This window comes from Methylobacterium symbioticum (assembly GCF_902141845.1).
In the GTDB taxonomy this organism is placed as follows: domain Bacteria; phylum Pseudomonadota; class Alphaproteobacteria; order Rhizobiales; family Beijerinckiaceae; genus Methylobacterium; species Methylobacterium symbioticum.
In genome coordinates this window covers 41,724-51,754 of sequence record NZ_CABFPH010000036.1, presented here as the reverse complement: position 1 = coordinate 51,754, position 10,031 = coordinate 41,724, and the positions used below count along the sequence as shown (strand labels likewise).

The window sequence follows — 10,031 nt, the reverse complement described above, 5'->3', positions numbered from 1 at the left end:
CGGGCGCGCCTCGGCCGCGCGCGTCCAGACGGCCTCGCTGCGCGGCACCTCCTTCGGCGGGTTCGGGCAGACCGGGCGCTCCTTCTCCGCCGCCTCGCACGGCACGGCGCACGGCAGCTCCGGGGGCGGCTGATGCGCCGCGTCGCGACCGGCGAGCGGCCGGACTGGCGCGCGACCGCGCAGAGCCACGGCTTCGTCTTCCACACCCTCGACGGCGCGCCCTACTGGGACGAGAGCCACGCCTACGCCTTCAGCCTCGCCGAGATCGAGGACGGCATCGAGGGCCCGAGCGGCGACCTGCACGCCCTCTGCCTCGCCTTCGCGGGTCACGCCGCGGAAGACGAGCGCATCCTCGCCCGGCTCGCGATCCCCGAGACGGCCTGGGACGCGATCCGCACCAGCTGGCGCCGGGGCGATCCGAGCCTCTACGGGCGGCTCGACCTCGCCTATGGCGGGACCGGCCCGGCCAAGCTCCTCGAATACAACGCGGACACGCCCACCGCCCTGTACGAGACCGGGGTGTTCCAGTGGCTCTGGCTGGAAGCGGGTTTGCGCGACGGGCGCCTGCCGCCGGGCGCCGACCAGTACAACGCCGTGCACGAGCGGCTGATCGCGCGGTTCCGGGCGGTCGCCGGCCCGGGCCTCCTCGCCTTCAGCGCGGATGCGCAGGCGCCCGAGGACCGCGGCACCGTGGCCTATCTCGAGGATTGCGCCGTGCAGGCCGGCTGCCGGACCGCCTTCGCGGATCTGCCCGATCTCGGCCTGCGGCCGGATGACAGCCTGTGCACCCGCACGGGCGAGCCAATCGGGACCCTGTTCAAGCTCTACCCCTGGGAATGGGCCTTCCGGGACGTCTTCGGCGGCGCGGTCGGCCGGTCGCCGACCCGCTTCCTGGAACCGCCCTGGAAGGCTCTGCTGTCGAACAAGGGGCTGCTCCCCTGCCTCTGGGCCCTGGAGCCCGGCCACCCGAACCTGCTGCCGGCCTATTTCGAGGACGACCCGCGAGCTGCCGCGCTCGGGACCAGCTACGCCCGCAAGCCGCTGTTCTCGCGCGAGGGCGCCAATGTCAGCCTCGTGCGGGACGGCGCGGTGCTGGTGGCGAGGGACGGCCCCTACGGCGCCGAGGGCTTCATCCGGCAGGCGCTGGCGGATCTCCCGGACTTCGCCGGGCGCCGGCCCCTGGTCGGCTCGTGGATCGTCGGCGATGCGCCGGTTGGCCTGTGCATGCGCGAGGCCTCAGGGCTCGTCACCGGCAACGACGCGCTCTTCGTGCCCCACTTTATCGAGCCGGGCTGACGTGACGCGGTGGCGGCGCGCCGCCGCTGGTCCTATCTCGGAAGCGCCGTGACCGAGATCCTGTTCTACCACATGCAGCGCCAGCCCCTCGAACGGGTGCTGCCCAACCTCGTCGAGCGCTCGCTGGAGCGCGGCTGGCAGGCCGCGATCCAGGCGGTGAGCGAGGAGCGCCTCCAGGCCCTCGACGACGGGCTCTGGAGCTATACGGACGAGAGCTTCCTGCCCCACGGCACCGACCGTGAGCCCGATGCCGGCTCCCAGCCGGTGGTGCTGACGCTCCGCGACCTCAACCCGAACGGGGCCTCGATCCGCTTCCTGGTGGAGGGGGCCGACCTGCCCCCCGACGCCGCCGACTACGCACGCATCTGCATCCTGTTCGACGGCACCGACCAGGACGCCCTGCTGCGCGCCCGCGAGCAGTGGCGCCAGGCCAAGGCGGCGGGCCACGCGGTCGCCTACTGGCAGCAGGACGAATCCGGCCGCTGGAACAAGAAGGCGTAAGCTTTTGAGACACGCATCCCGGCTCCATCCGCGCCTGCCCTTGACCCTCTGCGCCGAAGGAAGGCCCGCGGACCAGCGCGGACCGGAAGAAGGGACCAGCGGTGCCGGAGACGGCGCGGGTCCCCTCTCCCGTTCGGGAGAGGGACAGGGTGAGGGTCGAGAACGTTCAGGAATGAGCAGAACCGGAGCCGCTTCGCCGTCGCGACATCTCCGGACAATTCTCAACCCTCACCCCAACCCACGCCCGAACGGGAGAGGGGGCCTGTCGCGGGTCTGGCTGGTGCTCGCCGCCCTCCTCGTCGGCCTCGCGCCGCTGCACGCCCAGGAGGCCAATCGCCGCCCGCCCGAACGGGCCGCGGCGGAATCCCGCGAGGGCCGCAAGCTGCCGCCCGATTCGGTGACGCAGCAGAGCATCGCCCTACCGGATGGCCGGACCCTCGCCTTCACGGCGACCGCCGGCAGCCTGCCCCTCGTCGACGAATCCGGGAAGCTCCAGGCCGAGATCGCCTTCATCGCCTATACGCGGCCGGCGGAGGCCGGGTCCGAGCGCCCCGTCACCTTCGCGATCAATGGCGGGCCCGGCGCGGCCTCGGCCTACCTGAACATCGGCGCGATCGGGCCCTGGCGCCTGCCCGCGGACGGGCCGAGCATCAGCCCCTCGCAAGGGGTGGCCCTGGTGCCGAACGACGGCACCTGGCTCGACCTCACCGACCTCGTCTTCATCGACCCGGTCGGCACCGGCTACAGCCGCGCGGCGGAGGGGGACGGCAAGTCCTACTGGAACGTCGAGGCGGATGCCTCCGTCCTCTCCGCCGCGATCGCCCGCTACCTGCGCGTCAACGACCGGATGGGAGCGCCGAAATTCTTCGTCGGCGAGAGCTATGGCGGCTTCCGCGGCCCGCTGATCGCGGCGAAGCTCCAGGAGGAGATCGGCGTCGGGCTCTCGGGGCTGGTGCTGCTCTCCCCGGTCCTCGACTTCGCCTGGCTGCAGCAGCCGCGGGCGAATCCCTGGAGCCACGTGCTGCGCCTGCCCTCCTACGCGGCCTCCGCCCTGGAGCGGGCCGGCACGGCGCCGACCGCCGCGCTGATGCGGGACGCGGAGGGCTACGCCACCGGCGACTACCTCGCCGATCTCCTCAAGGGCCCGGGCGACGCGCAGGCGGTCGCGCGCCTGACCGACCGCGTGGCGGCGCTGACCGGGCTCGACGCGGCCGTGGTGAAGGCGCAGGCCGGGCGCCTGTCGATGGGCAGCCTGCAGCGCGAGATCGACCGCAAGGCCGGCCGCGTCGCGAGCGCCTACGACACCGCGGTGAGCGGCTGGGACCCCGACCCCGCCGCCCCGCATGGCGGCTTCGACGACCCCCTGCTCACCGCGCTGCAGGCCCCGCTGACGAGCGCGATGATCGACCTCTACGCCAAGCGCCTGAACTGGCGCGTGCCGAACCTGCGCTACGAGCTCCTGAACGGCGCCGTGAACCGGGCCTGGGGCTGGAATTCCGGCCGCTCGGCACCGGAGGCGCTGGGGCAGCTGCGCAGCGTGCTGGCGCTCGACGGCAACCTGCGGGTGCTGGTGGCGCACGGCTACACCGACCTCGTCACCCCCTACTTCGCCTCGAAGCTGCTGATCGCGCAGATGCCGTCCTACGGGACCGAGCCGCGCCTGAACCTCGCTGTCTATCCGGGCGGGCACATGTTCTATTCCCGGCCCGATTCGCGCGCCGCCTTCAAGCGCGACGCCGCCGCCCTGTTCGCGGCGGCGCTGAAGGCGCGGAACGCCGACCGGGCCTCCGAGCCGAAGGAGACGCGGTGACCCGGTTCCTGATCCTGCTGCTGCCGGCGCTGCTCGCCGGCTGCACCTCCGCCGAGCGGACGCCGCCGGCGCCGAGCGCGATCGCGCCGGTGCCGCCGAAGCCCCCGGCCCCGCCGCAGAGCTTCACCGGCCCGGTCCTCGGGCCCGACGGCGCCTGCACCGGTCCCGTCCCGGGCACGGCCGCCGCGATCGAGCCCGGCATCGGCGAGTGCGATCTGGTGCGCCTGAAGGGCCGGCCGCCCACCGACGTGCTCGTCGGCGAAGGCCGCGCCGGGCGCGAGGTCCAGGTCCTCTATGCCGAGCCCGGCGCGAAGGAGCTGTACTTCTTCGTCAACAATCGGCTCGACCGGGTGGTGAAGTCCTGAAAGCGCCCGCGCGCCGAAGGGGAGGCCGGTTCGGCGTGAGGGCGCCTCACGGCTCTGACCCTCAGCGCACCCGCCAGACCCTGAGCACGCCCGGCAGGCTCACCGGCTCGAGCCAGGGCACGGTCACCTCGCCGCGCGTGAGCCGGGTGGCGAAGGCGGTCTCGGCCTGTAGGTCGTCCCCCGGGCGGGCCGGGCAGGTCACGAGGTAGCGGATCCCGTGCGCCACCACCTGGCGCCGGAGATCCGCCTCGCGACCGCCGAGCCCCTCGATGGCGGCGGTCAGGCCGGGGATCGCGCGGTGATAGGGCGCGGCCACCACGGAATGCGGCGTGCGCAGCAGGATCGACGGCCCGATGAAGATCGGCGCCAGCACCGTGCCGGCCGGCAGGGCGGCCAGCGGCGCCACGGCGGCGTCGGAGTGGCAGGCGATCGCGCCGTCCGGATCGCGGCCATTCGCGGCCGTCGGGGTCAGGGCGCCGGCGAGCAGGGCGAGCACGGTCCAGGTCGAGCTGATCAGGCCGGCCCCCACCGCGACCGCGCCCCAGAGCCGGGGGCCCCGCAGGGCGGGCGCGGCGGTCAGGATGCGGTCGATCGCCGGGCCGGCCACCAGGGGCACGAACCCGACCGCGACGTAGATGCCGCGCAGCTGGACGAAGCCGAGCACCGCCCCCGGCCACAGGAACAGGGCGACGATCCGGAAGATCCGCCGCTCCGGCCCCCGGATCGCGGCCCAGGTCGCCGTGCCCGCCGCGAGGACGAGAACCGGATAGAAGGCCAGGATCTCCCACTGCCCGGCGGCCAGGAACTTCGGCACCGAGGCCATCTCGTTGACGGTGTAGAGCCAGTGCTCCCGCACCAGCGGCGTCATCCCCGGGAAGGGGCCGCGCAGGCAGGCCGGGAACAGGACGGCGAAGCCGCCGAGGAGGAGCGCGCCGCAGGCGGCGGCGAGTGCGAGGCGGGCGCGGGAGGCGGCGAGATGCCGGTCGGCGCAAGCGCAGATCAGGGCGCTGGCGAGGCCGCCGCCCGCGAGCCAGAGCCAGGGCGGCGAGAGCGCGTCGCAATAGGTCGTGCCCCAGAGGGCGGGCGCGGTCTGGCCGGCGAAGAGGGGAAAGGCCGCGAGGCCCAGGCCGAGGCCGAAGCCGAGGAAGCCCGGCAGCGCCGGCTGCCCGCGCAGGATCCACTCGCCCGCCAGGTACAGGCCGGCGAGCGCGATATAGGGCACCGCCTCCAGCCCGATCGCCAGCGAGGCCGCGGCGAGCGCTCCGCCGAGGAGCCCCGCCCGCAACCCGCCGCGGATCATGCAGAGGGCGAGCCCGACCATCGCGATGATCTGCAGGTTGTGATGGTCGACCCGGCCCGCCTGGAACTGGACGATGATGCCGAAGGCCTGCGTCGCCACGAACACGGCGAGCACGGCCGCGCGGGGGCCGAAGCTGCGGCGCACGCCGCGATGGACCATCAGGCAGAACAGGCCGAGCAGCAGGAGCGGCCACAGCACGGCCGCCAGGCCCTCGGCCAGGGGCCGGCCGACGAGCGGGCCGAGCAGCAGGATGAGACCGGCGATCGGCGCGTCCACGAGGCGCGACCAGTGGCTCTGCACGCCCTCGGGCGGCAGGAACCGGTACTGGACAGTGTCGTACCAGCCCTGCCCGGCGAGGAGGTCGCGCACGCCGACGAGGCGCATCGCGTCGTCGGTGTCGGGCACGCGCAGGTGGTCGATCGTGCCCCAGAGGTCGGCGGGCGCGTTCAGGGTGAGCACCGAGAACGCCACGAGGATCCAGAGCAGCGCCTGCGGATCGATCCGCATCGCCGGGGCCGCCTCGGCACCGATCCCCGTCGTCGCCATCTCGGATCCCGCTCCGTGCCGCCGCGGATGCGGGATCCGCGGTGCCGGGACGATGGCGCGTCCGGCTTAACGCCGGGTCAAGCGGGGCCCGGGACGGCGTTAATCGGCCGGCAGGCAGGGCCGATTACGGTCGCGGGCTCGCGGAGCCCCCGTCATGGTCCCCCCTTCCCTCTCGACGCGGCAGCGCCTCATCGTCGCGCTGGGCGCCCTGATCTCGCTGCTGGCCTGGCTGAGCATCAGGCCGTGGGACTTCAAGGCCTGGATGATCGGCGCCCCGTTCGGGCGCGACTTCGTCAATTTCTGGCTGGCACCGCGCCTGTTCCTGGCGGGCCAGGGCGCCGTCGTGGCCGATATCGCCGCCTATCGCGACGCGGTGATGGCCACCTTCGGCATCACCGACGACCCGAAGCTGCTCTTCGTCTACCCGCCGCACGCGCTGCTCTTCCTGGCGCCTTTCGCGCCGCTGCCCTTCCTGCCGGGCGTCCTGGCCTGGACGGCTCTGAACCTCGCCGCGCTCGCCGCCACGACGCGGCTCTGGCTCGGGACGGCGGCGCGGCCGGGCCTCGTCCTCGTGATCTGCACCGCGCCGCCGGCCGGGGCGATGGTACTCTACGGCCATTTCGGCGGCCTCATCGCGCTGGCCTCCACCCTCGCGGTGCTCGAGAGCCGGCGCCGGCCCTGGATCGCCGGGCTCTGCCTCGCCTGCCTCTCGGTGAAGCCGCAATTCGCCCTGGCGCTCGGGCTGATCCTGCTCGGCGCCGGCCGCTGGCGCTGGGTCCCGGCCGCCGCCCTCGGCACGGCGGCCCTGGTGGCGCTCTCGGCCTCGATCTTCGGGATCGAGGCCTGGGAGCGCTTCGTCGGCGTGACCATGCCGATCCAGAGCGCCTTCATCACCGAGTTCCAGGCACGCTGGATCGCCCATTCCGTGACGCCCTATTTCGGGGCGCGCTTCTGGGGCATGCCCGCCGCCGGGGCCTGGGCGCTCCAGGCCGCGACGACCCTCCTCGCCCTGGCCGCGGCGGTCGCCGTGCTGCGCCGGATGGGGCCCGAGGCCGGCCCCGGCCCGGAGGCTGCGCCGCGGATGGACCCGACGGCGCTCCTCGTCGTCCTGCTGGCGCCGATCGTGATGCAGCCCTATGCGAGCCATTACGAGCTCGCCATCGTCGCGCCGGGCCTGACCCTGCTGGCGCTCGGCCGACCCGTCGCCCCCCTCGCGCTCGCCGTGTGGCTGCTGGTCCCGCTCGCGCGGATCCTGATCACCTTCGACCATCCGATCCTGTGCGTGCTCGTTCCTGGCGCCCTGTTCGCCGCCGCATGGCGCCTGCTCGCCCCGGGCGCGCGCGTCGCCGCGGTCGAGGCCGGTTCGGCGCGCGCGCGTGTCGCCCCCCCATCGCGCGCCGTTCCCGCCCCGGCCCGTGGCCCCGCCGCCTGTTGAGGACAGATATGGCCCGACTTCTCGTCACCGGCGGCTCCGGCTTCCTCGGCGGCCTTCTCGTCGAGGATCTCCTCGCTCAGGGACACACCGTCACCAGCATCGATCTGCTGCCCGCCCCGTCGCGCCATCCCCGGCTGCAGGGTGTCGTCGGCGACATCCGCGACCGGGCGCTCCTCGACGGGATCCTGTCCGGCGGCTTCGAGGGCGTGTTCCACTGCGCGGCGCTGCTGGCCCACGGCTCCGTGTCGGAAGCCGAGATGTGGGCCTCGAACGTCGAGGGCACGCGCAGCCTCGCGGCGGCGACCGCCGCGGCGGGCGTGCCGAGCCTCGTCTCCATCTCCAGCAACTGTCTCTGGGGCCGCGGCTTCGACCGGCCCGTGCACGAGGACGATCCGCCGGAGCCCTGCGAACCCTACGGCCTGAGCAAGTGGGAGGGCGAGAAGATCCTGGCAGACCATTCCGACGCCTTCGCGGCGACGGTGATCCGCTCGCCCACCATCATCGAGGAGGGACGCCTCGGTCTCCTGGCGATCCTGTTCGAGTTCATCGCCGAGGGCCGGCGGGTCTGGATGGTCGGCGACGGCTCCCACCGCTACCAGTTCATCTATGCCCGCGATCTCATCGCCGCCATGCTGCTGGCTTGGCGGCAGCGCCGCGCGGGCATCTTCGGCATCGGCTCGGACCGGGTCGACACCATGCGCGAGACCTTCGCCCACGTGATCGCCGAGGCCGGCAGCACCTCGCGGATCGTCGGCCTGCCGAAGGGACCCGCCGTGCTCGCCATGCGCGCGGCGCACGGCCTCAAGCTCTCGCCGCTCGGGCCCTACCACTACCGCATGATCGCGGCCGACTTCACCTTCGACACAACCCGGATCAAGGCGGCGCTGGGCTGGCGTCCGACCCTGTCGAACAGCGAGATGCTGGCACGCGCCTACCGCTACTACGCCGCGAACCAGGCCGAGATCGCCGCGCGGCGCAACGTCTCGGCCCATCGCCGCGCGGCGGATATGGGCGTCATCCGCGCGCTCAAGTGGATCTCCTGACCAGAGGGCGGTTCACCGGCCAAGAGCATCTTCCGCGGACGTGGATGCCGGCTCCGCGAAAGAAAATGCGTCACCCGCAACGCGATAGAGCATGTTCCACGATCCAGGGATCATGGACAATGCTCCAAGGCCCCGGAACAGCGTTCGTTAACCCTTCCCTGCGATCCTCCCGCGCATTCGGGCGTCCCTCGTGGAACGGGCCGCTCCGCCGGAGCCGCGCATGAGTCATCACACCGAGACGCTGGTCATCGGCGCCGGGCCGGCGGGCCTCACGGCCGGATACCTGCTGTCGAAGCACGGCCGCTCCGTCACGGTGCTGGAGCGCGATCCCGTCCAGGTCGGCGGTATCTCGCGCACCGTCTCCCACAACGGCTACCTGTTCGATATCGGCGGGCACCGCTTCTTCTCGAAGTCGAAGGCGGTGGTCGATCTCTGGGACGAGATCCTGCCGGACGACTTCATCGAGCGCCCGCGCCTGTCGCGGATCTATTATCAGGGCAAGTACTACGCCTATCCGCTCAAGGCCTTCGAGGCGCTGCGGAACCTCGGGGTCATCCGCAGCACGGCCTGCGTGCTCTCCTATCTCTACGCCCGCGCCCGGCCGATCGAGCAGCCCAAAAGCTTCCACGACTGGGTGCGCAACCAGTTCGGCGAGCGCCTGTTCTCGATCTTCTTCAAGACCTACACCGAGAAGGTCTGGGGCATGTCCTGCGACGCGATCTCCGCGGACTGGGCGGCCCAGCGCATCAAGGGCCTCGACCTCGGCGCCGCCATCCGCGACGCGCTCGGCCGCTCCCTCGGCCTGAAGCCGAAGCAGAAGGCCGGCGAGCCGGTGATCAAGACGCTGATCGAATCCTTCCGCTATCCCCGCCGCGGCCCCGGCATGATGTGGGAGGCCGCCGCCGCCAAGATCGCCGCCCAGGGCGGACGGATCCTCCACGACCGGAGCGTGGACGGGCTGAGCTTCGACGCCGCCACCGGCATCTGGACGGTGAGCGTGCTCCTCGGCGACGGCAGCCGCGAGACCCACACCGCCCGCCACGTGGTCTCCTCCGCGCCGGTGCGCGAATTGGTGGATTCGATCCGGCCGCGCCCCTTGAGCACCTTCAACGCCCGCGCGCTGCAATACCGCGACTTCCTCACCGTGGCGCTCATCGCCAAGTCGGACCGGACGTTTCCCGACAACTGGATCTACATCCACGATCCGTCCGTGAAGGTCGGCCGCGTGCAGAACTTCCTGTCCTGGTCGCCCGAGATGGTGCCCGACGCCGGCCATACCTGCCTCGGGCTCGAATATTTCTGCTTCGAGGGCGACGGTCTCTGGTCGAGCTCGGATGCCGACCTCGTGGCGCTGGCCAAGGCCGAGATCGGCAAGATCGGCCTGATCGACCCCGCCGACGTGGTCGATGCCTGCGTGGTGCGCCAGCCCAAGGCCTATCCGGTCTACGACGAATCCTACGCCGACAACGTCGCCACCGTGCGGCTGGAGCTGGAGCGGGACTTCCCGACCCTGCACCTCGTCGGCCGCAACGGCATGCACAAGTACAACAACCAGGACCACGCCATGATGACGGCCATGCTGACCGTCGAGAACATCCTGGCCGGGCAGCGCCGCCACGATGTCTGGCGGGTCAACGAGGATGCCGAGTACACCGAGGCCGGCGTCTCGGGTGCCGAGGCCGCGCTCGGCAGCGAGCGCCTGGTGCCGCGCAAGGTGGCCTGAGCGAGAGCGGCG

General features: G+C 72.5%; 8 protein-coding genes. 7 read left to right on the top strand and 1 reads right to left on the bottom strand.

Annotation, left to right across the window (positions count from 1 at the left end):
• The first annotated feature begins 132 nt into the window (after positions 1–132).
• The 4 genes from MET9862_RS14035 (at position 133) to MET9862_RS14020 (ending at position 3,972) form a co-directional block, all read left to right on the top strand.
• Positions 133–1,296 carry a glutathionylspermidine synthase family protein gene (locus tag MET9862_RS14035; protein ID WP_142583558.1) on the top strand — a complete coding sequence of 388 codons (1,164 nt, stop codon included), beginning with the start codon at positions 133–135 and terminating at the stop codon, positions 1,294–1,296.
• A gap of 48 nt (positions 1,297–1,344) precedes the next feature.
• Positions 1,345–1,797, top strand: coding sequence for a DNA polymerase III subunit chi (locus MET9862_RS14030; protein WP_142583562.1), 453 nt, complete (start codon positions 1,345–1,347; stop codon positions 1,795–1,797).
• A 172-nt stretch (positions 1,798–1,969) separates the two neighbouring features.
• The gene (locus tag MET9862_RS14025; RefSeq protein WP_142583557.1) at positions 1,970–3,607 is read left to right on the top strand and encodes a S10 family peptidase; all 1,638 of its coding nucleotides are present in this window, start codon (positions 1,970–1,972) and stop codon (positions 3,605–3,607) included.
• Positions 3,604–3,972, top strand: coding sequence for a hypothetical protein (locus MET9862_RS14020; RefSeq protein ID WP_142583556.1), 369 nt, complete (start codon positions 3,604–3,606; stop codon positions 3,970–3,972). The genes MET9862_RS14025 and MET9862_RS14020 overlap by 4 nt, the downstream gene beginning before the upstream one ends.
• Before the next feature lie 61 nt (positions 3,973–4,033).
• On the opposite strand, the gene MET9862_RS14015 is transcribed toward MET9862_RS14020, so the two are convergent.
• On the bottom strand, positions 4,034–5,818 hold the full coding sequence (locus tag MET9862_RS14015; RefSeq protein ID WP_142583555.1) for a hypothetical protein: 1,785 nt from the start codon (positions 5,816–5,818) through the stop codon (positions 4,034–4,036).
• Between the two features lie 154 nt (positions 5,819–5,972).
• Between MET9862_RS14015 and MET9862_RS14010 the strand changes: the two genes are divergently transcribed.
• The 3 genes from MET9862_RS14010 to MET9862_RS14000 all read left to right on the top strand — a co-directional run bounded on the left by MET9862_RS14010 (position 5,973) and on the right by MET9862_RS14000 (position 10,019).
• The gene (locus tag MET9862_RS14010; RefSeq protein WP_142583554.1) at positions 5,973–7,253 is read left to right on the top strand and encodes a glycosyltransferase family 87 protein; all 1,281 of its coding nucleotides are present in this window, start codon (positions 5,973–5,975) and stop codon (positions 7,251–7,253) included.
• Positions 7,254–7,261: 8 nt separating this feature from the next.
• Positions 7,262–8,296: an NAD-dependent epimerase/dehydratase family protein gene (locus MET9862_RS14005; RefSeq protein WP_142583553.1), complete on the top strand. Its 1,035-nt coding sequence runs from the start codon at positions 7,262–7,264 to the stop codon at positions 8,294–8,296.
• Positions 8,297–8,516: 220 nt separating this feature from the next.
• Entirely contained in the window at positions 8,517–10,019 is a 1,503-nt protein-coding gene (locus MET9862_RS14000; RefSeq protein ID WP_142583552.1) for an NAD(P)/FAD-dependent oxidoreductase, read from the top strand.
• The last annotated feature ends 12 nt before the right edge of the window (positions 10,020–10,031 follow it).

What these genes read in the sequence shown, in the direction of transcription:
- MET9862_RS14035 (WP_142583558.1), top strand. Translation starts at nt 133, where the DNA reads ATGCGCCGCGTCGCGACCGGCGAGCGGCCGGACTGGCGCGCGACCGCG.
- MET9862_RS14025 (WP_142583557.1), top strand. Translation starts at nt 1,970, where the DNA reads ATGAGCAGAACCGGAGCCGCTTCGCCGTCGCGACATCTCCGGACAATT.
- MET9862_RS14015 (WP_142583555.1), bottom strand. Translation starts at nt 5,818, where the DNA reads ATGGCGACGACGGGGATCGGTGCCGAGGCGGCCCCGGCGATGCGGATC.
- MET9862_RS14010 (WP_142583554.1), top strand. Translation starts at nt 5,973, where the DNA reads ATGGTCCCCCCTTCCCTCTCGACGCGGCAGCGCCTCATCGTCGCGCTG.
- MET9862_RS14005 (WP_142583553.1), top strand. Translation starts at nt 7,262, where the DNA reads ATGGCCCGACTTCTCGTCACCGGCGGCTCCGGCTTCCTCGGCGGCCTT.
- MET9862_RS14000 (WP_142583552.1), top strand. Translation starts at nt 8,517, where the DNA reads ATGAGTCATCACACCGAGACGCTGGTCATCGGCGCCGGGCCGGCGGGC.